This is a genomic window from Aromatoleum diolicum, from assembly GCF_012910955.1.
GTDB lineage: Bacteria > Pseudomonadota > Gammaproteobacteria > Burkholderiales > Rhodocyclaceae > Aromatoleum > Aromatoleum diolicum.
Window position 1 is genome coordinate 13,379 of the sequence record NZ_WTVQ01000033.1, and the last position, 21,427, is coordinate 34,805.

19 protein-coding genes are annotated in these 21,427 nt (G+C 68.3%); 13 read left to right on the forward strand and 6 right to left on the reverse strand.

Features of this window, described 5'->3' with window-relative positions; genetic code table 11:
* The first annotated feature begins 1 nt into the window (after position 1).
* From GPA25_RS17075 to GPA25_RS17085, 3 genes are read left to right on the forward strand one after another with little or no spacing between them, the layout of a single operon-like run.
* Positions 2–1,156 carry an acyl-CoA dehydrogenase family protein gene (locus GPA25_RS17075; protein ID WP_246265794.1) on the forward strand — a complete coding sequence of 385 codons (1,155 nt, stop codon included), beginning with the start codon at positions 2–4 and terminating at the stop codon, positions 1,154–1,156.
* Positions 1,157–1,180: 24 nt separating this feature from the next.
* Positions 1,181–2,050 carry a TIGR03619 family F420-dependent LLM class oxidoreductase gene (locus GPA25_RS17080; protein WP_169261615.1) on the forward strand — a complete coding sequence of 290 codons (870 nt, stop codon included), beginning with the start codon at positions 1,181–1,183 and terminating at the stop codon, positions 2,048–2,050.
* A 24-nt stretch (positions 2,051–2,074) separates the two neighbouring features.
* The gene (locus tag GPA25_RS17085) at positions 2,075–3,076 is read left to right on the forward strand and encodes an enoyl-CoA hydratase/isomerase family protein (protein WP_246265795.1); all 1,002 of its coding nucleotides are present in this window, start codon (positions 2,075–2,077) and stop codon (positions 3,074–3,076) included.
* A gap of 7 nt (positions 3,077–3,083) precedes the next feature.
* On the opposite strand, the gene GPA25_RS17090 is transcribed toward GPA25_RS17085, so the two are convergent.
* The 4 genes from GPA25_RS17090 to GPA25_RS17105 are packed head-to-tail and all read right to left on the reverse strand — an operon-like array spanning position 3,084 to position 7,737.
* Positions 3,084–4,490 carry an amidohydrolase family protein gene (locus GPA25_RS17090; RefSeq protein WP_169261617.1) on the reverse strand — a complete coding sequence of 469 codons (1,407 nt, stop codon included), beginning with the start codon at positions 4,488–4,490 and terminating at the stop codon, positions 3,084–3,086.
* Positions 4,484–5,878, reverse strand: coding sequence for a CoA transferase (locus GPA25_RS17095; protein WP_169261618.1), 1,395 nt, complete (start codon positions 5,876–5,878; stop codon positions 4,484–4,486). Before GPA25_RS17095 ends, GPA25_RS17090 begins: the two co-directional genes overlap by 7 nt.
* Positions 5,879–5,909: 31 nt before the next feature.
* Positions 5,910–7,424, reverse strand: coding sequence for a class I adenylate-forming enzyme family protein (locus tag GPA25_RS17100; RefSeq protein ID WP_169261619.1), 1,515 nt, complete (start codon positions 7,422–7,424; stop codon positions 5,910–5,912).
* 4 nt (positions 7,425–7,428) lie between these two features.
* On the reverse strand, positions 7,429–7,737 hold the full coding sequence (locus tag GPA25_RS17105; RefSeq protein WP_169261620.1) for a hypothetical protein: 309 nt from the start codon (positions 7,735–7,737) through the stop codon (positions 7,429–7,431).
* Between the two features lie 355 nt (positions 7,738–8,092).
* Between GPA25_RS17105 and GPA25_RS17110 the strand changes: the two genes are divergently transcribed.
* The 4 genes from GPA25_RS17110 (at position 8,093) to GPA25_RS17125 (ending at position 11,668) form a co-directional block, all read left to right on the forward strand.
* Complete coding sequence (locus GPA25_RS17110) at positions 8,093–9,325, forward strand: CaiB/BaiF CoA transferase family protein (protein WP_169261621.1); 1,233 nt, start codon at positions 8,093–8,095, stop codon at positions 9,323–9,325.
* Between the two features lie 150 nt (positions 9,326–9,475).
* A complete protein-coding gene (locus tag GPA25_RS17115; protein WP_169261622.1) occupies positions 9,476–10,573 on the forward strand; it encodes a nitronate monooxygenase in 1,098 nt (365 codons plus the stop codon).
* Entirely contained in the window at positions 10,545–10,874 is a 330-nt protein-coding gene (locus tag GPA25_RS17120) for a hypothetical protein (protein WP_169261623.1), read from the forward strand. The genes GPA25_RS17115 and GPA25_RS17120 overlap by 29 nt, the downstream gene beginning before the upstream one ends.
* Positions 10,875–10,879: 5 nt before the next feature.
* The gene (locus tag GPA25_RS17125) at positions 10,880–11,668 is read left to right on the forward strand and encodes an electron transfer flavoprotein subunit beta/FixA family protein (protein WP_169261624.1); all 789 of its coding nucleotides are present in this window, start codon (positions 10,880–10,882) and stop codon (positions 11,666–11,668) included.
* A gap of 548 nt (positions 11,669–12,216) precedes the next feature.
* Here GPA25_RS17125 and GPA25_RS17130 read toward each other — a convergent pair.
* Positions 12,217–13,380 carry a helix-turn-helix transcriptional regulator gene (locus GPA25_RS17130; protein WP_169261625.1) on the reverse strand — a complete coding sequence of 388 codons (1,164 nt, stop codon included), beginning with the start codon at positions 13,378–13,380 and terminating at the stop codon, positions 12,217–12,219.
* A gap of 41 nt (positions 13,381–13,421) precedes the next feature.
* Positions 13,422–14,855, reverse strand: coding sequence for an aldehyde dehydrogenase family protein (locus GPA25_RS17135; protein WP_169261626.1), 1,434 nt, complete (start codon positions 14,853–14,855; stop codon positions 13,422–13,424).
* 254 nt (positions 14,856–15,109) lie between these two features.
* Between GPA25_RS17135 and GPA25_RS17140 the strand changes: the two genes are divergently transcribed.
* The 6 genes from GPA25_RS17140 to GPA25_RS17165 all read left to right on the forward strand — a co-directional run bounded on the left by GPA25_RS17140 (position 15,110) and on the right by GPA25_RS17165 (position 21,235).
* Positions 15,110–16,087 carry a flavin reductase gene (locus tag GPA25_RS17140; protein ID WP_169261627.1) on the forward strand — a complete coding sequence of 326 codons (978 nt, stop codon included), beginning with the start codon at positions 15,110–15,112 and terminating at the stop codon, positions 16,085–16,087.
* Between the two features lie 49 nt (positions 16,088–16,136).
* Positions 16,137–16,910, forward strand: a complete 774-nt coding sequence (locus tag GPA25_RS17145; RefSeq protein WP_169261628.1) for a glucose 1-dehydrogenase — start codon at positions 16,137–16,139, stop codon at positions 16,908–16,910.
* A gap of 45 nt (positions 16,911–16,955) precedes the next feature.
* Positions 16,956–17,744, forward strand: coding sequence for a fumarylacetoacetate hydrolase family protein (locus GPA25_RS17150; protein WP_169261629.1), 789 nt, complete (start codon positions 16,956–16,958; stop codon positions 17,742–17,744).
* Between the two features lie 98 nt (positions 17,745–17,842).
* Positions 17,843–18,775: an acetaldehyde dehydrogenase (acetylating) gene (locus tag GPA25_RS17155; RefSeq protein ID WP_169261630.1), complete on the forward strand. Its 933-nt coding sequence runs from the start codon at positions 17,843–17,845 to the stop codon at positions 18,773–18,775.
* 11 nt (positions 18,776–18,786) lie between these two features.
* Positions 18,787–19,815 (forward strand): 4-hydroxy-2-oxovalerate aldolase, encoded by a 1,029-nt coding sequence (dmpG, locus tag GPA25_RS17160; protein ID WP_169261631.1) that lies wholly within the window; start codon positions 18,787–18,789, stop codon positions 19,813–19,815.
* Positions 19,816–19,870: 55 nt separating this feature from the next.
* A complete protein-coding gene (locus GPA25_RS17165) occupies positions 19,871–21,235 on the forward strand; it encodes an MFS transporter (protein WP_169261632.1) in 1,365 nt (454 codons plus the stop codon).
* The last annotated feature ends 192 nt before the right edge of the window (positions 21,236–21,427 follow it).

The following is a 21,427-nucleotide window of genomic DNA, read 5'->3' on the forward strand; positions in this document are numbered from 1 at the left end:
TATGGATCCGATGACCGAAACCTGTTTTCGCGCCGACGTGGCCGGGTGGCTCGCGCGCGAGCTCAAGGGCGAATTCGCCTGCCTGCGCCATCGCGGCGGTCCCGGCGACGAAGAGGCTTTCCCGGCGCTGCGCAAGGCGTGGGAGCGCAAGCTCGCCGAGGGCGGCTGGGTCGGCCTGTGGTGGCCGCAGGCGCACGGCGGTCGCGCTTTGCCGCTCGACCTGCAATTGGCGTTCCACGAGGAATACGTGCGCGCCGGCGGCCCCGGCCGCATGGGGCACATCGGCGAGACGCTGTTGGCGCCGACGCTTATCGAACTCGGCACACCGGAACAGCAGCAGCGCTTCCTGCCCGGCATCCGCGAGGGGCGGGAGTTCTGGTGCCAGGGCTATTCCGAGCCCGGCGCGGGCTCCGACCTCGCCGCGATCACGACCCGCTGCTGGCAGGACGGCGAGGTGTGGCGGGTGCAGGGCCAGAAGGTGTGGACCTCGCTCGCGCACGAATCCGACTGGATCTTCGTGCTCGCCCGCAGCACGCCGGGTTCAGTCGGCCGGGAGGGGCTCACCTTCCTGCTGATGCCGTTGGCGCAGCCGGGTATCGAGATCCAGCCCATCCGCCAGATGACGGGCGAGGCCGAGTTCAATGCGGTGTTCTTCGACGGCGCCGCAACCGATGCCGGTTGCATCGTCGGCAAGCCGGGCGAGGGCTGGCGCGTGGCGATGGCGCTGCTCGGCTTCGAGCGCGGCGCGTCCACGCTCGGCCAGCAGATGCACTTCGTGCACGAAATGCAGTTGATCGTCGATGCCGCGCTGGTCACCGGCGCGGCGCGCGATCCCGCCCTCCGCGAGCGCATCGCCGACGCGTGGATCGGCCTGCGCGCCCTGCGGCACAACGCGCTGCGCATGCTGGCCGGCAAGCCCGGCGGCGTGGGCCCCGAATCGCTGATGTACAAGTACGTGTGGTCCAACTGGCACCGCAGCCTCGGTCAGCTCGCGATGGACGTCCTCGGCCCGGCCGGCGACATCCGTTCCGACGACCCGACGATCCGGCGCCTGCAGCAGGTGTTCTTCTTCTCGCGCGCCGACACGATCTACGCGGGCACCAATGAAATCCAGCTCAACATCATCGCCGAGCGCGCGCTCGGGATGCCGCGCTGACGCGCACGAAAAAGGAAATCTCCCATGCGCTTTGTCCTGCAACTCGGCTTCAGCAACTACCGCAACTACACGGCGATCGCGCGCGCGGCGGAGGAAAGCGGCTGGACCTGGCTGTCGATGCCCGACAGCCTGTTCTTTCCGCAGCGCACCGAATCCGAATATCCGTACGCCGAAACCGACGCGATCCGCCAATACCTGGAGCATTCGGACTTCATCGAGCCCTTCGTTGCGATGTCCACGATGGCCGCCGTGACGACCCGCCTGCGCTTCTATCCGGGCGTACTCAAGGTGCCGGTGCGCCAGCCGCTGATCCTCGCGAAGATGCTGAGCTCGCTCGCGGTCATGACGAACGGCCGCATCGCCCTCGGCGCCGGTCTCAGTCCGTGGAAGGAGGATTTCCAGTACAACGGCGCGAACTTCGAAAAGCGCGGCGAGCTGATGGACGAGTGTATCGAGGTCCTGCGCGGCGCGATGGCGGGCGAGTTCTTCGAATTCCATGGCCGGCACTACGACTTCGGCCCCCTGCGCATGCGTCCGGTGCCGCCGCAGCCGGTTCCCATCCTCGTCGGCGGGCACAGCAAGCCCGCGCTGCGGCGTGCCGCACGGGTCGGGGACGGCTGGGTGTCGGCCAACACCGATCTGCCGACGCTGAAGGACATGATCGGCACGATCAACGGCTTCCGCGAGGAGTTCGGCACTACCGCGCACGAGTTCCAGTTCCACGGCATCGATTTCAGCGCGCGCACGGTCGACGATTTCCGCCACCTGGCCGAGATCGGCGTCACCGATGCCGGCGTGCTGCCCTGGGATACCCGCAGCGACCCGATGGACGTGCAGGGCCAGATCGACGCGATCCGCCGGTTCGGCGACGAGGTCATCGCGAAGATGGGCTGAGCGATGGCCGACGGCGTCCCATCGATGCTCGATCTCGCTGGCCTGCGCGAACTGCGCTTTGCTTCGGCCGCGGGAGCGGGTGGTTGGCCGTTCGCGTCCGACCCGTTTCTAGTGGTCGCGCCCGTCGGCGTGGAACTCGGGGACGAGGATGCAATCGCCGCTTGGCTCGCGGTCCAGCCCTGCCCGGTGATCGGGATTGCGGCGAAGACCGGGGCCGTCACCGCGGCGCGCGCAGTGCTCGCCGCCTGCGATGTCGTAGTGGACGACATTGGCGATGTCGCGCCGATTGTCGCCAACATCCGCAAGGCCCCGCTTGCCGCGATGACGCTCGTGCAGGTGCTGCGCGTGACTGCCGGCATGCCGCCCGAACAGGCGCTCGTCGTCGAGTCGCTGGCCTACGCGACCCTGCAGGCTGGCCCCGAATTTGCGGCGTGGTCGCGCGCGAATCCGTCGGCGCCGCACCGGATCGTCGCGGAGGAGGGGCCGGCGGTACGCATCGAGCGCGATGGCCCGCGGCTCGATCTGGTGCTGAACCGTCCGCGCAACCGCAATCCGATGTCCGTCGAGATGCGCGATGCCCTGTGCGAAGCGCTGCAGTTCGTCGTCACCGACGACTCGATCGCTTCGGTCCGCCTCTCTGGCGCCGGCGCCTGCTTCAGCACCGGCGGCGAGGTGCGCGAATTCGGCACCGCTCCCGATCCGGCCACAGCCCATGCCGTGCGCAGCCAGCGACTGCCCGCGGCGGTGCTTCTCGCCTGCGCAGAACGCGTGAGCGCCCATCTGCAGGGTGCCTGCATCGGTTCCGGGATCGAGCTTCCGGCCTTCGCCCGTCGCGTCACGGCCGCGCGCGACACCTTCATCCAGCTGCCGGAACTCCGCTTCGGCCTCATCCCCGGCGCGGGCGGCTGCGTCAGCCTGCCGCGCCGCATTGGCCGACAGCGCACGGCCTGGCTTGCGCTGTCGATGCGTCGGATCAATGCGGCGACCGCACGCGAGTGGGGCTTGGTCGACGAGATTGTCGATTAGTTACGAACTAGCGCTGCCAGATCGGCCGGCCGTCCTTGAGCGTCAGCTCGACGCGCACCGCCGCGAGGTCCGCGAAGGCCGCTTCCCAGCCACGGTCGAGTAGGCAGAGATCCGCGGGCGCGCCCGCTTCGATGCGTCGCGGCGCGCCGCCGGGCGAGTCCGCTGCGGTCGTGAACAGCGCCAGGGCACGGGCGGGCGAGAGATTTTCGTCTGGTCCGAGCGGCTTGCCGCTGCATGTGCGGCGCCGAACGGCGGCAGCCATCGCCGCCCACGGGTTGGCGTCGCCATAGGGGGCGTCGGTGCCGGCACCGAGGGGGATGCCGGCTTCGTCGAAGGCCTTGCCGCGGTACAGCCAGGGCAGGTCGATCGCGTCGACGTCGCAGAGGTAGGCATCCCCGCGCTCGAAGACGAAGTTCGGCTGCGTCACAACGGCAAGTTCGAGGCCGAGGAGCAATTGCAGCGTGTCGGGCGGGGCCACGGAGGCGTGCTCGATGCGATCGCCCCCCGCCACGCCGCAATGCCGCAGCGCCGTGGTCGCGAACACCAGTTCGGCGACGGTGACGCAGTGGATCGCAACGGCCCGCGCCGCCCTGTGGCTCTTCGCGATGGCCGTGCAGAAGTCGTCGAAATCGGGCAGCTCGGCGTCGCGCAGGTAGAGCTTCGTCGGCCCGCGCCGTACGCCCTCCCTGTCGGCGCAACCGTCGAGTTCGGCGTTCCCCATCAGCAACACCTCCTGCCCGAGCCGCCCGCTCAGCCGCTCGCCGACGAAGTGCTCGAACTCCTTGCAGCCGTTGCGCGGGCCGGCATCGGTTACGCCCGTCACGCCCATTCGCGCGAGCGCCTCGCTTGCGCGCCCGAGCGCGGGCAGGGTGGGCGCGAGGCGCGAGCGCAGCCAGTCGTCGCCGTCGTAGAGCCGTCCGGTCAGTCGCCCGCAGACGCGCTCCAGGGGAGACGTGCGTTCATTCTCCGCGATGCCCAGCGTACGCAGCGCGCGCGTGTTGAGGATCCACAGCCGGCCGCTGCGGTGCTGGATGCGGACGGGCACGTGCGGGACGATGGCGTCCAGCCAGTCCCGGTCGATGTCGCCGGCGACGGACTCATGGTAGCCGATGCCGCGGATCCAGCCCGGCGCAGCGGGGTTCTCCTGGCGCGCCCGGATGCGCAGGATTTCCGCCAGGCCGGTCACGCAACCGAGCGCGGGCGTGCCGCAGGGAAAGGATTCCAGTGCCGCGGCATAGGCCAGCAGGTGCATGTGGTGATCGTGCAGTCCGACCGACAGTGCGCGACCGGCCGCGTCGATGACGGGTTCGTCATCCAGCGGCAACAGGCGCCGGGCGAGCGCCGCGATGCGGCCGCCCGCGAGTCGCACGTCCGCATGCATTCCGTCGTGCAGTTCGGCGTCGCGGATCAGCATCGGATGTCCAGTTCCGCGAGCACGGCTTGGGTGTCGGCGCCGATAGGGCGTGCCCGTGCAGCGGGGGCGGGATACGTCGATCTGCACGCGCCGGCGCACCCGGCGACTCGGGTCCATTCGTCATTGCGCTCGCGCAGCGCCTCCGCCGACGCGGGAAGATCGAAGGCGACGCAATGTCCGAGCACCCCCGCGAGCGACAGCGCGACCAGATGCCCGCCCCCCGCAAGGTAGCTGGCCCACGCCGCCAGTGCCGCATGCGTGCCGGTGAGCGGGTCGCCGATCGCGTCGGCGCAGATCAGGCGCTCCCCGGTCGTATCGTGCAGGATGCGCGACAGCCCGGCCGCCACGCCCGCATCGTCGCCGAACGCGATCCAGCCGGCCTGCGGTTCCTCGCGGCCGTGGCCGGTGATGCTCAGCCAGGTGACCCCGGGGCGGGCTGCGACGACTTCCTCCGCGCAGATGCCGAGCTGGCGCATCGCGCGCGGACGCGAGGCCTCGATGACGATGTCGGCGCGTGCGACCAGCTGCCGCAACTGGCTCCGTCCCGCCAGCGTCGCGAGATCGAGCCGCACGCTCGCCTTGCCGGCGTTCAACAGGTCAAAAAAAGCCGGCGGCCCGTTGCGCGCGCCGTCCTCGCGCTGATGCGATTCCACTTTCACGACGCGCGCGCCGAGCCGGTGCAGCAAGTGACCGCAAAGGGGGCCAGCCCACAGCGACGACAGGTCCACCACCAGCGGAGCCGGGTCGCGGCCACCGGCTGGGAGGCGTGTGCCGACGGCCGAGAGGCGCACCCAGGGCGGCGCTTCGACTGTGGGGACGTCCGAGACCGCAGCGGCGAGTCCGAGCAGACGGGCACGCTCGAGGAGCTTTGTACCGGAGGCGCGGGCGATGGCCGTGGCAATCTGTTCCCAGTCCGTCGTCGCGTCGCATTCGAGCCACGCCGGCACGAGCGCCCAGTCGTCGGGCCGCGCGAGGTTGATCGCGAGTTCGCCGTCCGCCGTCCGCAGCAGGCGGCAACTGCCGCCGGGGGATGCCGCGCCGTTTCGCCGTAGTCCGGCATGACGGGCGCGAACCCCGAGCAGGGCCGCGCCGGACGGGATGCCGATATCGAATCCTTCCGCGAGCGCCGCAAGCGTCGCGATTACGCCGTCGGCGCAGGCAGCGAGCGGCACCGGGCACATGCGTGGCGGTCCTTCGGCACGGCCGGTCAGGTCCATCAGGCCGCTGCGCTTCCACGCGAGCGCCGGATGCTCGTGGTCGAAGATGCCGGCGGGCGACACCTGCGCGCCGAGCGAGGCGAGCAGCAGGCGCGCGTAGTCCCCGGCCGTACCCTGTCCGCCGGCAGCGACGCGAAACCCGTCGAGGGGTGCGATGCCTGCGTTCGCCATCCTCGGCCCCTGTCCGTCCGACTCCGCGGTCTCAGGCCGCCTGCGGTGTGCTGCGGAAGTCTTCCTTCAGCAGCCGGCGCAGGACCTTGCCCATCTCGTTGTACGGCAACTCCTCGCGGAAGCGGATCGCGGTGGGTACGCGCGACGAGCGCAGATGCTGCTTCACCCAGTCCTGCAGATCCGCCGGTTCGACGCGTTGTCCGTTGCGCGGCACAACTACCGCAGCGACCGCCTCGCCCCATTGCTCGTCCGGCATCGCCACGACGGCGACGTCGGACACCGCGGGGTGGCTGCGCAGCACGTCCTCGATCTCGCCCGGGGAGATGTTCTCGCCGCCGCGCACGATCACGTCGTCGGCCCGCCCGTCGAGATACAGGAAGCCGTGGCTGTCGAGGTAGCCACGGTCGCGCGTCGGGAACCAGCCCTCGGCATCCAGCAGGCTGCCGACGCCGAGATATTCGCCGGACACCTGCCCGCCGCGCACATACACGTCACCCACGTCCTCGGCACCCATCGCGCGGCCGTCCTCGCCGCGGATGGAGATCTCCACCGTGGCCAGCGGCTTGCCGACCGAGTTGAGACGCCGTCGGATCGCCGGATCGTCGCTGCCGAACGCGATGCGGTGGTCGTCGGGGTCGAGCAGGCAGATCGTCGAACTGGTTTCGGTGAGCCCGTACGCATTCGTGAAGTCGACCGCGGGCCACAGGCCCATCACCTTCTCGATCACCTGCGGCGGCATCTTGCCGCCTCCGTAGGCGATCGCCTTCATCGCGGGCAGATCACCGGACTCCCCGCTCTCCTCGAGATGCTCCATCACGCGGGAGAGCATCGTCGGCACCACGAAGGCGTTCGTGATCGCTTCGTCGCGGCACAGCCTGAGCCAGGTCGCGCCGTCGAAATTGGGCAGCTGCACCATGCGCCGGCACGCGTAGGTCGAGCTCAGCACCGCCGAAATGCCCGCGATGTGATACGGCGGCACCGCCACCAGTGTCGCGTCGGCCTCGTCGGCGCCGGCGAAATCGACCGTGCCGAGGATGTAGCTCATCAGGTTCTCGTGGCGCAGCACCGCGGCCTTGGGCGCGCCGGTCGTGCCGCTGGTGAAGAGCTGCACCGCGACGCTGGACGGCTCGCCCGGCGCCGCGTCGGCCTGCGCGCCGCCGCCCAGCGCGAGGGCCAGGAAATCCTCGCGCGACATCACGCGCACGCCCTCCGGCACCTTCAACGGGGCGACGTAGGCGGGGTCCGCGATCAGGAAGGCCGGTTCGATGCGCGCCAGCAGGTCGCCCAGCTCCGGCACCGTCAGGCGGTAGTTCATCGGCACGTACGGCACGCCCGCATACGCCGCGGCATACACGGCAATCGGCGCCGCGGGGCTGTTGATATCCAGCAGGCCCACGTAGCGGCAGCCGCTGTCGCGTATCGCCGCAGCGGCGGTGCGGGCCGCCCGCAGGAGCTGCGTATAGCTCAGGTTCGTCGCGCCCGAGGTCACGGCGAAGCGGTCCGGATGGCAGTCGGCCGCCATCTCCAGGGCCATCACGATATTCATGGCATCAGTCCGAGGAGGGCAGGGCCTTGGCCTGCTTTACCGCGAGCGCCTGGCCGTCGATCGACAGGCTGCCCTTGCCACCCTTGGTGCACAGCAGTTCGGTCGCGTCCTGCTCGTCCACGTAGCGCTTGCCCACCAGTGTGCCCTGCGCGAAGGCCTCGTCCGGCACCGTGCCGAGCTTCTCACCGTCCATCGCAATCATCTCCGTGCCCCCGCAGCACAACAACATTGCCGCGGGGCGGGTGCGGATGACCATGACTTCGGTATCGCAGACTGCGCTCTTCAGGCGCGTTCCGGCTTTGAGGGTTTTCATCGATGCTCCTTTTCATGGGCCAGCGCGTCATCCGGCCTGCGATGCAATTCGGCGGATGCGCATATGGGGGAAACCGGTTCGGATCCGATCCGCGTGCACCGGCCCTCATCCGCGGATGCAGGCCCGACACGTTGATTTGAATCGGATTCTGGTCGACGGAAATGCCCCCGAACGCCGGCTGGCCCGAATTGCGCCCGCATTGGCCCGATCAGAAACGCAGTGCTCCCGGCCCGTAACCGTAATTTCCCTATCGTGCTTGCGTAGGCCGGATCTGCCCGCGATCAATGCGCGGGGCGATCCGGCACCCGCCCCGATCCGCTGGATCTCCGCATCCGCCCATGGAGTGAAGCCCGCCATGAAAAACACCGTTCCGCCGCTCGCCAGCCTGCGCGTCATCGAAAGCTCGATCCTCGGGCCCGCAGCCATCACCACCGCGCTCGCCGATCTCGGCGCCGAAGTCATCAAGGTCGAAACGCCGGCCGGCGACTACATCCGCGAGATGACCTGGCCGATCATCGAGGGGGTGTCGCTGATGCACTACCACCTCAACCGCGGCAAGAAGAGCATCGCGCTCGACCTCAAGACCGAGGCCGCACGGCGCATCTACCGCGACCTCGTGCGCGACGCCGATGTCGTCATCGAAGCGTCCAAGCCGGGCGCGCTCGCCAGGTATGGGCTCGGCTACGAAGATCTGCGCGCGATCAACCCGAAGATCGTCTTCTGCACCGTCTCCGGCTACGGCATGACCGGCCCCTACAGGGACATGCCCTCGCACGGCATCGCCTACGACACCTGGTGCGGCGCCGTGAAGCCCGCCTATGACGAAGAAGGCTTCTGCTACATCCCCGAGCACGTCGGCATCGGCATCAACGCCGCGCCGCTGTTCGGCGGCCTCGGCGTGCTCGCCGCGGTGATCCGCGCACGCGAAACCGGCGAAGGCTGCTTCATGGAACTCGCCCAGAGCGACGCTGCCGCCGCCTTCGACTGGTACCGCAGCGAAAGCCACATGGCCTATGCGCGCCCGGAAGCGGTGGTCACCGGCAACAAATCCGACAACTGGGTGCGCCGCCCGGTCGCCACCGCCGGCATGAAGGAAGGCGTGCGCTACCAGATGTATGAATCGGCCGACGGCCATGTCCTTTTCATGGCCTCCGAGCAATCGCTGTGGAAGAACTTCTGTGCCGGCGTCGGGCGCATGGACCTCTTCGACAAGTGGCCCGGCTCGAAGTACGCCGACCACGCGCGCGGCAACCGCGAGCTGCAGGCCATCCTGCGCGACATCTTCAAGGCCCGCACGACCAAGGAATGGCTCGCCTTCGGCGTCGAGGCCAACACGCCCATCGCGCCGGTCAACACCCCGCAGAACATCGTCGACGACCCGCAGTTCCGCGCCCGCTTCAGGATCCTCCCGCACGAACGCCACGGCGCCGACATGCTCGGCTTTCCCGTGCAGTTCGTCGGCGAGGAGCTGCCCGAACCGTCGAAGGCGCCGACCGTCGGCGAGCACCGCGAGGAAGTCCTGCGCGACGTGCTCGGCTACGACGCCGGGACCATCGACGCGCTGACGCAGGAAAAGGCGTTCGGCTGAATCCGGTCTGTCAGTTACGGATACCGCGCGGGCCGTTTCGGATACCAATCCCGGCGGAAGCCCTCAGGGCCGCTCAATAGAATCGAATCGAGACCTGCGTCGATCGCCGGTCAATGCCCGCCGGTCACTCCCAATTCCCAAGGAGCCAAGATGAGCAACCCGTTGCACACCCAACTATGTGACAAGCTCGGTATCGAATATCCGGTGGTCGCCTTCACGCACTGCAAGGACGTTGCCGTCGCCGTCATCAACGCCGGCGGCTTCGCCGTGCTGGGCGAGGCCCTGCATACGCCCGACCAGATCGCCGCGGACATCAAGTGGATCCGCGAGCGCATCGGCGGCAAGCCCTTCGGCATCGATCTCGTGCTGCCGTCCTCGGTGCCCGAGGAAAAGACCGTCGACGAACTCCTCGCGATGATCCCGCCTGAACAGCGCGCGTTCGAGCAGTCCATCAAGCGCAAATACGACGTGCCCGATCCCAAGATCGCGCCGGACATCCACCACTGGGGCGGCCTCGACCAGAAGCGCGCGCTCGATCAGCTCGACGTCGTGTTCGACGAACGCGTCCCGGTCTTCGCCTCCGGGCTCGGCTCCCCGGCCTTCCTGCTCAAGCGCGCACACGAACTGGGCATGCAGGTGTGGGGCCTCGTCGGCAAGCCCAGGCAGGCGAAGAAGCAGATTGCCGCCGGCACCGACGTCATCATCGCGCAGGGCTACGACGCCGCCGGCCACACCGGCAACATCGGCACCTTCTCCATCGTGCCGCAGGTCGTCGATGCGGCGCGCGGCACCGGGGTTCCGGTCATCGCCGCGGGCGGCGTCACCACCGGCCGCCACCTTGCCGCCGCCCTCGCGCTCGGCGCCGACGGCGTGTGGACCGGCTCACTGTGGCTCGCCTCGCGCGAATCGGACGTCAACCTGCCGCTCAAGGAACGCCTCATCGAGGCCGAGACCGAAGACACCGTCTACTCGAACTGCATCTCCGGCTACACCATGCGCACCACGCGCTGCCCGTGGCACGACGAATGGGGCAGCGACGCCGCCCCGGCCGTCCTCAAGCCGCCGCTGCAGATGATCCTCTCGTCCAACTACATCCAGGGTTCGCTCGACTACCAGCGCAAGGACCTGATGACCGAGGCGGCCGGGCAGGGCATCCACTACGTCACCGAGATGAAGCCCGCCCGCCAGATCCTGTCCGACATCGTCGAGGAGGCCCTTGATGTCTTCGACCGCTTTGCAAGCGAGTGACGCCAGCGAGGCCGCGGCCGGCTACCGCTCCGGCTTCGAAGCGCACTTGCGCGGCCGCATCGCCGAGTGCGACGGCGGCCGTCACGTCGCCGGCACCAAGTTCGCCGGCCGGCAGGAATTCACCGGCACCCTCACCGGCGCCTACCGCGACTTCGGCCCCTATCCGTGGCGCTGGTACCTGCTCGCCAAGCTCACGCGCAAGCCCGAAGGCTTCGCGCACGAGGCCGTCTGGTGCGACGCCGACAGCCTCACGCTGATCGGCCAGGAAATCCCCGATCCCCGCAATCCCGTTCAGGAGTAATCGCCATGCGTATCGTGGTGTGTGTAAAGGAAGTGCTGGACCCCGCGGCGGTCAACAACTACGCGCTCGCGGGCAAGCTCAGGATCGCCGCCGACGGCCGTACGCCCGAGGTCGCCGCCATCCCGCGCCTGATCAACGGCTACGACGAACAGGCCATGGAAGCCGCGCTGCGCATCCGCGACCAAGGCATCGATTGCAAGATCGTCGCAGTCTCGATCGGACCCGACCAGAAGAACCTCCTCAAGCACTGCGCCGCCCTCGGCGCCGACGAGATCGTCGAGATCCATCCCGGCGACATCGCGCTCGACGGGCAGGTCGTCGCCAACATCCTCGCCGCCTGGATCACCCAAACCGGCGGCGCCGACCTCGTCCTGTGCGGCCGCCAAGCCTCCGACGACGACCAGGGCGTCGTTCCGCTACTGCTCGCCGAAAAGCTCGACTTCGCCGCCGCGACGCTCGCCCGCGCGGTGGAGATCGACGGCACGAACGTGAAGGTCGTGCGTGCCACCGCCGATGGCGACGAAGTCGTGCAGGGCAAGCTGCCTGCGGTCGTCACCGTCAGCAACGAAATCGGCACGCCACGCTTCCCGACGGCCAAGAGCAAGATGGCGGCGCGGAAGATGAGTCCTGTGGAGTTCGATACCCCGGCTCTCGGTCTGACGGCGCAGCAGCTTCAGCCGGCGGTGGTGCTGCTCAAGCAGTATGTGCCGAAGGTGCAGGGGAATTGCCAGTTCCTGACGGGGGGGCCGGCGGATGTGGCACGGCAGTTGATAGAGAAGATTCGGGCGGCGTAGTGCAGACGCGGCGGGGTTACGGGGAAACATCCCCGTGACTTAACGTGGAAGATCCCGCGAATTCCGTTGCCGGGCTTCATGCGGTCTGCAAGAGCCGGGGCACTTCAGAGCCGCCTGGTTGCTGGACCATCGGTTGGAAGGTGAAAAATGGAGGTCACTCACTTTCTTTGCGATGTGCAAATGTGATAATTGGGCGGAACGATTCCCGGAATCAGGCCTGATATGACCGAAAAAGACGCAACCCTCGGTGAGCTCGTGGAGGGTTGCCGTGCGCAGATGGAAAACGATCTGTGCGAGTTGTTCGAGGAACTGGGGCCCTTGCTGATTCAGGTGGCGACCGCGCGGCACTACCAGCCGCGACCCCGCCGAGAGCAGAGCCCGCCGCCTCGCTCAAGCTGGCCCTTCCGACGCATTCGGAAAGGGTGCCCTCTTCTCTGAGGGCCAATCTCGCGGCGCGCGCCGTGCATGCTCCGAAGTCGGGCTACGGCTTGACCGATGAGGAGAACCTGCGGCTGCTGAGCGCAGCCGAGGAATCCGTCCAGTTTGCTTCACCCCAACGGAATCACCCCACTCAACAACTGCCTCAACAGCTCAGTCTGCCGCGTCACCCCCGTCTTCGCAAAGATCGCGCGCAACTGGCAGCGCGCCGTGTTGCGGCTGATGGAAAGCTCTTCGGCGGCTTCGTCGACGGTGAGGCCGTCGAGCAGTTTCAGTGTCAGCGTCGATTCCGCCGGCGTCAGGCCGTAGAGGCGCTTCATCATCGTCTGCGAGGCCTGGACGCGGGATTCCGAGTCGCGGATGACGACGACGGCGGCGGGGCGGTTGGCGGATTCGGACCATTCGGCGAGGGGGGCCGAGCGGACGAGAACGCCGAGGTTGCCGTGGCCGGCGGTGCGGGTGATGGACATGGCTGCGACGACGCCGGGGCCGCTGTCGGTGGTGCCGGCGATTGCGTGGTTGATCAGGCGCTGCAGTTCGCGGTGTTCGCTGCCGTAGGCGGCGTGCAGGCTGCCATTGACGATGCTGAGGCCGTTCTTCGCGGCGAGGATTTCGTCCGCCGCGTGGTTGGTCTTCAGCACGCGGCCCTTCTTGTCGAGGATCACGGCGCCGATCGACAGGCGCTCCAGTGTTCCCGCGTACACGCTGCGTTCGGCTTCGGTGACGTCCTGCAGCGAGCGCAGGCGCACGGCGCACTTGAGGTGGGCGAGGAGCAGGGTGCAGATGGCGCGCTCGCGCTCGCCGAAGGGGGTGGAGCCGATCGGGCGGCTGACGCGGAGGCGGCAGATCGCGTCGTCGCCGCCGCCGAGGTCGGCGCCCATGTAGTAGCGGATGTTCAGTGGCTTGAGGAATTCCTGGTAGATCGCGCTCTTGAGCCAGTCCGCTTCGTTGATCACCTCGTCGACCATCACCATGCGGTCGGCGGGCAGGTTCACGAAGGGGTCCATCGCATAGAAGAAGCTTTCGTACGTGGCGGCGATGACCGGTTGCGCTTCGCCCGCGAACACCACGCGCCAGGGCAGGTCCGGCGCCGGCGGGCGCAGGATCAGCGAGACGTAGTTGGCGCCGAGCGGGCGCAGCAGGAATTCGAGCAGCCGGGTCCAGGGGACCGGCTCGCCGATGCCTTCATAGACGAGCCGGACCAGACGGTCGAATTCCGAGACACCCAGTCCGGAGGCGTTGAAAGCGGGTGTGACGTCGATGTCGTGCGCCATCCTCGGCTCCTTTCGTTTATGACCGGCGGGCGTCGGCCGCCTCAGGGGGTGATCTGGGATTGCATCGCGGCGAGGAAGTGGGCGGGGTAGGGCGGCAGCGTTCCCCACTCGCGGCGCGGGTCGTAGGCGGGCGCCTTGAACACGGTGCGGACGTGGCTGAATTCGACGAAGCCTTCGCGGCCGTGGTAGTGCCCCATGCCCGAGGCGCCGACGCCGCCGAAGGGGGCGTCCTGCATCGCGGCGTGGTACATGGCCTCGTTGATCGTGACGCCACCCGAGAGCGTGTGGTCGAGCACGCGTTGCTGCTCGGCGGCGTCCTCGCCGAAGTAGTACAGGGCCAGCGGGCGCGGACGGCTGTTGATGTCGGCGATCGCGCCGTCGATGTCGTCGTAGGGGAGCACGACCACGGCGGGTCCGAAGATCTCCTCCTGCATGATGCGGGTGTCGCGGCGCGGGTCGATGACGATGCGCAGGGGGCGGCGGCGATTGTCCGGGTTGGCCGGCACGGTGGCGGGGGCGACTTCGATGCGCGCGCCGGTTGCGGCGGCTTCCTCGACGTAGCCCTCGACACGGGCGAGGTGGCGTGCATTAACGACGGCGACGACGTCGGGGTTGTCGCTGACCGTGGGGAAGAGCCCGCTGAAGGCGGCCTTGAGTTCGCCGATGAAGGCTTCCATGCGATCCCGCGGGACGTAGATCAGGTCGGGATTGACGCACAGCTGGCCGCCATTGGACGCCTTGGCCGCGGCGATGCGGAAGGCGGCAGTGGCGAGGTCGGCGCTGGCGGCGATGATGGTCGGCGACTTGCCGCCCAGTTCCAGCGTGACCGGCACGAGGTTTTCCGCGGCGTTGCGCATCACCTGTTTGCCGATCGCCGTGCTGCCGGTGAAGACCAGATGGTCGAAGGGTTGGGCGCTGAACGCCGCGCCGAGGTCCGGCCCGCCGGTGACGATGCCGACCACTTCGGGGTCGATCATTTCGGCGAAGGCGCCCGCGAGCACGTCGGCGGTGCGCGATGTGATCTCGGACGGCTTCAGGATGGCACGGTTGCCGGCGGCCAGCACGTAGGCGAGCGGGCTCAGCAGCGTGAATAGCGGCGCGTTCCAGGTGCCGATGATGCCGACCGAGCCCTTCGGCTGGTACATCACCCAGGCTTCGCCGCCGAGCTGGTCGTACGGGGGGAAGGGCTGCCGGGCCTCGGAGGCCATCCAGGCTTCGAGGTGCTCACGCGCATGCTTGAGCGAGCTTAGCGAGCCGAGCACGTCGTTCATCATCGAAAAGCCCTTCGGACGGCCGCCGAAGTCGGCGTCCATCGCTGCGGCGAGAGCGTCGTGGTATTTGACGAGCAGGTCGATGACGCTCTGGACGCGTGAGAGGCGCTCGGCTGCGCTGACGGGGCCCGCGGCGGTGAAGGCGGCTTTCTGGCGCGCGAGCAGTTCGGCGAGGTTGGCGACGGTGCATTCGGGGGTGTTCATGGCGTTCGGGCTTCCCTTCCGATGATTGCGGAACGTGCCGCCGTTGCCCGGCGACAACGAGTGTGAGCGTGCGCCTCGGCGCGGTGTGGGTGCAACACTAGCACTCGGGACGGAAGCGGGCCTCGTCCGATCGGACCATGCCCGACGCCGGACGGTTTCCACGGCGGACTTTCGCGTTAGTCCGTTGGGACGATGTTGCGTGCCGCGGCGGCTCGGATACTCGTGCCACGATCCACCGCCCGGCGAGGCCCCCGATGACCACCCGAACCAGCTTTGACCCCCAGGCTTTCCGCGCTGCGCTCGGAACCTTCACGACAGGGGTCACGATCATCACGACCCGCGATGCCGACGGGGCGCCGGTCGGCGTCACGGCGAACAGTTTCAACTCGGTGTCGCTCAACCCGCCGCTGGTGCTGTGGAGCCTCGCGAAGAGTGCGCGCAGCCTGCCGGCGTTCTCGTCGAATCCGTTCTTCAATGTGCATGTGCTGGCGGCCGCCCAGGAGGGGCTGTCGGGCCGCTTCGCTTCGCAGGGCACGGACAAGTTCGACGGCATCGAGCTCGACGAGGGCATCAGCAACGCGCCCCTGCTGCCGCAGTGCACGGCGCGCTTCCAGTGTCACACGGCATTCAGCTACGACGGCGGCGATCACGTGATCTACGTCGGCGAGGTGCGTGCTTTCGATCGCAGCGAACAGCCGCCGCTGGTGTATCAGGGCGGCCAGTACGCGCTGGCCGCGCGCAGACCGCGCGAGGAGCTGCGGCTCGCGTCGCCGCCGCCGCCCGAGTGCAGCTATACGGAGGACCTCCTCGGTTACCTGCTCGGCCGTTCGCATTACCAGATGCTGCATTTGCTGCGGCGCATGCTGTCGGGGCACTCGCTGGACGAAGGGAGCTTCTTCGTGCTGTCGGTGCTGTGCATCCGCGACAAGCTGACGCTCGAGGAGATCAATGCCTTCGTCGGCTATACCGGCATCGATGCAACTGAACAGGCAATGGAGGCGCTGGAGGCGCGGCGCTTCGTCGCCCGCGAGCGGGTGCGGCGCGAGATCCGCTACGTGCTGACCGCGGATGGCCGCGAGGTGGTGCTGCGCCAGATCGCGCTGGCCAAGGCGCAGGAAGAGGATCTGGCGGACAAGCTCGGGGCGGGCGACGTGATGGCGCTGAAGCTGCTGTTGAAACGGCTGGTCGCGAGCACTGATCCCGGCCTGCCCGACCTGTGGGCGCCGCGCTGAATCCTTCGATGGCAAATCCGGATCACGAATTCGACTTCAAGAGGCAGGCATGAGCATTCTGGAACGTTTCAATCTGGCCGGCAGCACCGCGATCGTCACCGGCGCGGGGCGCGGCATCGGACGCGGCATCGCGCTGGCGTTCGCGGAGGCGGGCGCCGACGTGGTGTGCGCGGCGCGCACGCTGGCGGACGTGGAGGCGGTGGCCGAGGAAGTGCGGGCAATGGGCCGCCGGGCGCTGGCCATCTCGTGCGACGTGAATGACGCGGAGCAGCGTGCGGCCGTCGTCGCTGCCGCGCGCGAAGCCTTCGGGCGCGTGACGCATCTCGTGAATAACGCGGGCGGCGCGGGGCCGAACGATCCGCTGAAGATGACGGCGCAGCAGTTCGAGGACATCTTCCGCTTCAACGTCGGTTCCGCCTATGCGCTCAGCCAGCTGTGCGTGCCGCTGATGCGCGAGGCGGGCGGCGGCAACATCATCAACATCACGTCCGGTGCCGCGCGCTATGCGCAGCCGCAGTTCAGCGCCTACGGCACGGCGAAGGCCGCGCTGACGCAGCTGACGCGCCTGCTGGCGCAGGACTTCGCGCCGGCCGTGCGCGTCAACGCGATCGCGCCGGGGCCGATCCTCACCGACGCACTGAACCGCGTGCTGCCGGCCCACATGCGCGACGGCATGGTCGCGGCCACGCCGCTGAAGAGCCTGGGCGAGACCGAGGACATCGCCGCGGCGGCGCTGTACCTCGCCTCGCCGGCTTCGCGCTGGGTCACGGGCAAGATCATCGAAGTCGATGGTGGCGCCGAGTCCAGTGTGTGGCCGGGCTGATGGCGAGCCGAGCTTCTATCGACAGACAGTGACCGACACCAAAAAATGAACGACACCCTCACGACCGGACTCGGCGACGAACTCTACGAGGCCTTGCGCAAGGGCCGCACCGTGCCGCCGCTGACGACGCGCCATCCCGACATCACCATCGACGACGCGTATCGCATCTCCCTGCGGCTGCTGCAGCGGCGCGAGGCGGACGGCGAGCGTGTGATCGGCAAGAAGATCGGCGTCACCAGCAAGGCCGTGCAGGACATGCTGGACGTGCATCAGCCGGACTTCGGCTTCCTGACCGACGCGATGCTGTTCGACGACGGCGCGACGATCAGCCTGAAGGACTATCCGCTGATCCAGCCGCGGGCCGAGGGCGAGATCGCCTTCATGCTCAAGGCCGATCTGTGCGGGCCGGGTGTTACCCGCGACGACGTGCTCGCCGCCACGGAGTGGGTCGCGCCGTGTTTCGAGATCGTCGATTCGCGCATCGACGACTGGAAGATCCGCATCCAGGACACCGTCGCGGACAACGCGTCGTGCGGCGTGTTTGTCGTCGGTCGCGAGCGTGTCGATCCGCGCAAGCTGGATCTCGCGGCCGTGCGCATGGAGATGTTCCGCAACGGCGAGCGGGCCGGCAGCGGCGTGGGCGCGGCGGTGCAGGGGCACCCGGCCGAGGCGGTCGCATGGCTCGCGAACACGCTGGGCGAATTCGGGATTCCGTTTCGCAAGGGCGAGCTGATCCTGTCCGGTTCGCTCGCGCCGCTCGTCCCGGCCACGGCGGGCGACCGATTCACGATGCAAATCGACGGCCTGGGGAGCTGCTCGATCGCTTTTGCATAGCTTTTCCGGTTGCAGGCACGCGGTGGGTATTCGTCGCTCTCCTCCTCCCCGCCGCGTGTGCTGCGCCACCCCAACAGAGAACCCATAAGGAATACACAATGAGAAAGATCCGATGCGCGCTGATCGGGCCGGGCAACATCGGCACCGATCTGCTGTACAAGCTCAAGCGCAGCCCCGTGCTCGAGCCGGTGTGGATGGTCGGGATCGATCCGGCCTCCGAGGGGCTCGTGCGTGCCCGCGAGATGGGCCTGAAGACCACCGCCGAGGGCGTGGACGGGCTACTGCCGCATGTCGCCGCGGACGGCATCCAGATCGCCTTCGATGCGACCTCGGCCTACACCCACGCCGAGAACAGCCGCAAGCTCAACGCCCTGGGCGTGCTGGTGATCGACCTGACGCCGGCTGCGATCGGACCCTACTGCGTGCCGCCGGTGAACCTCGCCGGCCACGTTGGCAAGCGCGAAATGAACGTCAATATGGTGACGTGCGGCGGACAGGCGACGATTCCGATGGTGGCCGCCGTGTCGCGCGTGCAGCCCGTTGCGTACGGCGAGATCGTCGCGACGGTGGCGTCGCGCTCGATCGGACCGGGCACGCGCAAGAACATCGACGAATTCACGCGCACCACCGCGCGGGCCGTCGAGCAGGTGGGCGGCGCGCAGCGCGGCAAGGCGATCGTCGTGATCAACCCGGCCGAGCCGCCGCTGATGATGCGCGACACCGTGCATTGCCTCACCGAGAGCGAACCCGACCAGGCGGCGATCACGGCGTCGATCCATTCGATGATCGCCGAAGTGCAGAAGTACGTGCCGGGCTACCGGCTGGCGAACGGGCCGGTGTTCGACGGCAAGCGCGTATCGGTATTCCTCGAGGTGGAAGGGCTGGGCGACTACCTGCCGAAGTACGCCGGCAACCTGGACATCATGACCGCGGCCGCGGCGCGCACCGCCGAGATGTTCGCGGGCGAGATCCTCAAGGGGGAACTCGTGCTTGCGCCGACCGCCCCGCAACCCCAAGCCCTGACCGCCTGAGGAGAGCCGACATGGATTTGCGCGGCAAGAAGATCACCGTCCACGACATGACCCTGCGGGACGGCATGCACCCCAAGCGTCACCTGATGACGCTGGAACAGATGAAGAGCATCGCCTGCGGCCTCGACGCTGCGGGCATTCCGCTGATCGAGGTCACGCACGGCGACGGCCTCGGCGGCAGCTCGGTGAACTACGGCTTCCCGGCGCACACCGACGAGGAATACCTCGGCGCCGTGGTGCCACTGATGAAGCACGCGAAGGTGTCGGCGCTGCTGCTGCCGGGCATCGGCACCGTCGACCACCTGAAGATGGCGCACGGGCTCGGCGTGAGCACGATCCGCGTCGCCACGCACTGCACCGAGGCGGACGTTTCCGAGCAGCACATCGGCATGGCGCGCAGCCTCGGCATGGACACTGTGGGCTTCCTGATGATGGCGCACATGAACAGCGCCGAAGGGCTCGTCGCGCAGGCGAAACTGATGGAGAGCTACGGCGCGAACTGCATCTACATCACCGATTCGGCCGGCTACATGCTGCCCGACGACGTGCGCGAGCGCATCGGCGCCGTGCGCGCGGCGCTGCAGCCCGAGACGGAGCTGGGATTCCACGGCCACCACAACCTCGCGATGGGCGTGGCCAACTCGATCGCAGCGATCGAGGCCGGCGCCAACCGCATCGACGCGGCGGCGGCAGGGCTTGGCGCGGGCGCCGGCAACACGCCGATGGAAGTGCTCGTCGCGGTGTGCGCGCGCATGGGCATCGAGACGGGTGTCGATGTGTTCGGGATCCAGGACGTGGCCGAGGATCTCGTCGTGCCGATCATGGACTTCCCGATCCGCATCGACCGCGATGCGCTGACGCTCGGCTATGCGGGCGTCTATGGCTCCTTCCTGCTCTTCGCCAAGCGTGCGGAGAAGAAGTACGGCGTGCCCGCGCGCGAGATCCTGGTCGAGATGGGCCGGCGCGGCATGGTCGGCGGGCAGGAAGACATGATCGAGGACACCGCGATGACGCTTGCCAAGGCGCGGGCCGCCGCGTGATTCATACCGGAATGGGAGCGGCCCGCCCCCATTCCGCGCCACCTTACAAGGAGCCATGATGGCCGCACCCATTCCCTCGACGACCGGATGGCGCAGCCACGGGCTCCTGCTCCTGCTGGCCCTGCTGTACGCCGACAATTTCATCGGCCGGCAGATCATGGCGGTGATGATCGAGCCGATCCGGCTGGAGTTCGGCGCCACCGACACCGCCATGGGGCTCATCTCCGGCCTCGCGTTCGCGGGCGTCTATGCCTTGCTCGGCCTGCCCGCCGGGCGCATCGCTGACCGTTACTCGCGCGTGCGCGTGCTGGCCGTCTCCTCCCTGCTGTGGGGCGTGGCGACGATCCTGTGCGGGTTTGCCGGCAGCTTCGTGCTGCTGGTGGTCGCCCGCATGGCGGTGGCGGCGGCCGAGGCGCCGGCGACTCCGACTTCGCTGTCGATCATCTCGGACCTTTATCCGCCGCATCGCCGTTCGTTCGCGATCAGCTGTTTCACGGCCGCACCGACCTTCGCTGCGATCCTCGCGCTCAGCGGGGGCGCGTGGCTGGTGGGCTCGCATGGCTGGCGCACGGCCTTCGTGGTCGTCGCGCTGCCGATCTTCGTGGCGGTGCTGCTGCTGGCCTTCGTCGTGCGCGAGCCCGCGCGTGGCGTGTGGGATGGCGGCAGCCCGGCCGGCAGGGGCGTTCCGACGCCGCGCGGCGGCATGTTCGCGACCGTCGTCGAACTGTGGGCCTTCAAGCCGTATCGCTACCTGGTCCTTGCCTGCGCCGTGACGACGCTCGGCGCCAACGCGTACGGCATGTGGAATGCGAGCTTCCTCGTGCGTTCGCACGGCCTGCCGCTGCAACACGCGGGGATGCTGGCCGGCCTCATCGGCGGAACCTCGGCCGGATTCGGTGTGCTCTTCAGCGGATGGCTGGGTGACCATGTGACGCGCCTTCGTCCCGCGTGGCACCTTCGCATTCCGCTCGCCGGTCACGCCGTTTCCGTCCTCGCGCTGGCAGCCTACCTGCTGTGGCCGCAATCCACGCTGGTCCAGGTCGGCCCGATCGCCGTCCCGACGGCGATGCTGTGGTGCGCGCTGAACGGCTTCTTTTCGGTGTGGTGGGTGGGGCCGTCCTACAGCCTCATCACGCATCTGGTCGCGCCGGACCGTCGCGGCGTCGCCCTCGCGCTGCTCACGATCCTGAGCACGCTGTTCGGGGTCGGCGTAGGGCCGCTATTCGTCGGTGCGCTGAGCGACCTGCTGAAGGGATTTCTCGGCATCGAGTCGCTGCGCTACGCGCTGCTGTTCGGCTGCGTGACGATCGTCGCCGCGATGCTGGCCTTGTTGCGCGTCAACGCGTTGCTGCGCGATCCCCGGCCGCGCCCGGTCGACGACAGCGGCGAATTGACCCGTCCTTCGCCGGTACGCGGGTGAGGGATGGGCGTGCCGACGACACGCCCGCAGTCTTGCCGGAAAGCCTTGTGCGGTGCGGCTTTCAGGGCGTCCGCATTTGATCTTCGATCGGCCGCAAATGACTCGCCGCCAGCCCTGATCGCGATGTCCGGATCATTAAACTGGGTTCGGCAGGTGCGGGAGTTCGCACCCCTGATCCGAAACCGTTTGAGG

Excerpts from the sequence above, each read along its gene's own strand:
- GPA25_RS17105 (WP_169261620.1), bottom strand. The coding sequence starts at position 7,737 with ATGAAAACCCTCAAAGCCGGAACGCGCCTGAAGAGCGCAGTCTGCGAT.
- GPA25_RS17155 (WP_169261630.1), top strand. The coding sequence starts at position 17,843 with ATGAGAAAGATCCGATGCGCGCTGATCGGGCCGGGCAACATCGGCACC.
- GPA25_RS17165 (WP_169261632.1), top strand. The coding sequence starts at position 19,871 with ATGATGGCCGCACCCATTCCCTCGACGACCGGATGGCGCAGCCACGGG.
- GPA25_RS17080 (WP_169261615.1), top strand. The coding sequence starts at position 1,181 with ATGCGCTTTGTCCTGCAACTCGGCTTCAGCAACTACCGCAACTACACG.
- GPA25_RS17115 (WP_169261622.1), top strand. The coding sequence starts at position 9,476 with ATGAGCAACCCGTTGCACACCCAACTATGTGACAAGCTCGGTATCGAA.
- GPA25_RS17145 (WP_169261628.1), top strand. The coding sequence starts at position 16,137 with ATGAGCATTCTGGAACGTTTCAATCTGGCCGGCAGCACCGCGATCGTC.
- GPA25_RS17110 (WP_169261621.1), top strand. The coding sequence starts at position 8,093 with ATGAAAAACACCGTTCCGCCGCTCGCCAGCCTGCGCGTCATCGAAAGC.
- dmpG (WP_169261631.1), top strand. The coding sequence starts at position 18,787 with ATGGATTTGCGCGGCAAGAAGATCACCGTCCACGACATGACCCTGCGG.
- GPA25_RS17130 (WP_169261625.1), bottom strand. The coding sequence starts at position 13,380 with ATGGCGCACGACATCGACGTCACACCCGCTTTCAACGCCTCCGGACTG.
- GPA25_RS17090 (WP_169261617.1), bottom strand. The coding sequence starts at position 4,490 with ATGCTGATCCGCGACGCCGAACTGCACGACGGAATGCATGCGGACGTG.
- GPA25_RS17125 (WP_169261624.1), top strand. The coding sequence starts at position 10,880 with ATGCGTATCGTGGTGTGTGTAAAGGAAGTGCTGGACCCCGCGGCGGTC.
- GPA25_RS17135 (WP_169261626.1), bottom strand. The coding sequence starts at position 14,855 with ATGAACACCCCCGAATGCACCGTCGCCAACCTCGCCGAACTGCTCGCG.
- GPA25_RS17140 (WP_169261627.1), top strand. The coding sequence starts at position 15,110 with ATGACCACCCGAACCAGCTTTGACCCCCAGGCTTTCCGCGCTGCGCTC.
- GPA25_RS17100 (WP_169261619.1), bottom strand. The coding sequence starts at position 7,424 with ATGAATATCGTGATGGCCCTGGAGATGGCGGCCGACTGCCATCCGGAC.
- GPA25_RS17085 (WP_246265795.1), top strand. The coding sequence starts at position 2,075 with ATGCTCGATCTCGCTGGCCTGCGCGAACTGCGCTTTGCTTCGGCCGCG.
- GPA25_RS17150 (WP_169261629.1), top strand. The coding sequence starts at position 16,956 with ATGAACGACACCCTCACGACCGGACTCGGCGACGAACTCTACGAGGCC.
- GPA25_RS17075 (WP_246265794.1), top strand. The coding sequence starts at position 2 with ATGGATCCGATGACCGAAACCTGTTTTCGCGCCGACGTGGCCGGGTGG.
- GPA25_RS17120 (WP_169261623.1), top strand. The coding sequence starts at position 10,545 with ATGTCTTCGACCGCTTTGCAAGCGAGTGACGCCAGCGAGGCCGCGGCC.
- GPA25_RS17095 (WP_169261618.1), bottom strand. The coding sequence starts at position 5,878 with ATGGCGAACGCAGGCATCGCACCCCTCGACGGGTTTCGCGTCGCTGCC.